We start from the raw sequence: 634 nt of genomic DNA on the forward strand, positions 1-634 counted from the left end.
CGTCGAGCGGCGACCCGGTGGCGCCGGCGATCGCCGAAGCCCGTGCGGCCCACCCCGCGGCATCCGGAGCCTGGTCCGTGCTCGCGGCAGCGTGGTCGGTGGCCGCTGAGTCGGGTGCGCCGCTCGCGTCGAGCCTGCGGAGTCTCGCGGGCTCCCTTCGCGACGAGGCGCAGTTGCGCCGTGAGGTTCGAGCGGCACTCGCCGGGCCTGCGGCGAGCGCCCGGCTCGTCACCGCGCTGCCGATCATTGCGCTCGTCTTCGGCACGGCACTCGGGTTCGACACGCTGACAGTGCTCTTCGGCAATCCGCTGGGTCTCGCGTGCCTGGCGCTCGGCGCCGGATTCCTCTGGGCGGGTCGGCGCTGGAACACGGCCCTCGCCGCGCGAGCCTCGCGCGGGCGCGGCGATGCCGGACTCGAACTCGAACTCCTCGCGATCGCGATGTCGGGCGGCACGTCGATCGAGCGCGCTCGAGACATCGCTCGCGCCGCGATGGCCGAGCACGTGCCGACCGCCGGCGATGGCCGGGAGGTCGAATCCGTCCTCGGCCTCGCGACGAGGGCCGGCGCGCCGGTCGCCGAGCTGCTGCGCGCCGAGGCCTTCCGGCTGCGGCGCTCGGCTCGGGCGGCGGGTGA

The 634-nt window shown here is 75.6% G+C and carries 1 protein-coding gene; it reads left to right on the forward strand.

Features of this window, described 5'->3' with window-relative positions:
- Window positions 1-634 (forward strand): type II secretion system F family protein (locus tag ESP51_RS20430; protein WP_206737384.1); only part of this gene is annotated, 634 nt, incomplete at both ends.

It is taken from the genome of Agromyces albus, from assembly GCF_004134825.1.
Classification (GTDB): Bacteria; Actinomycetota; Actinomycetes; order Actinomycetales; family Microbacteriaceae; genus Agromyces; species Agromyces albus.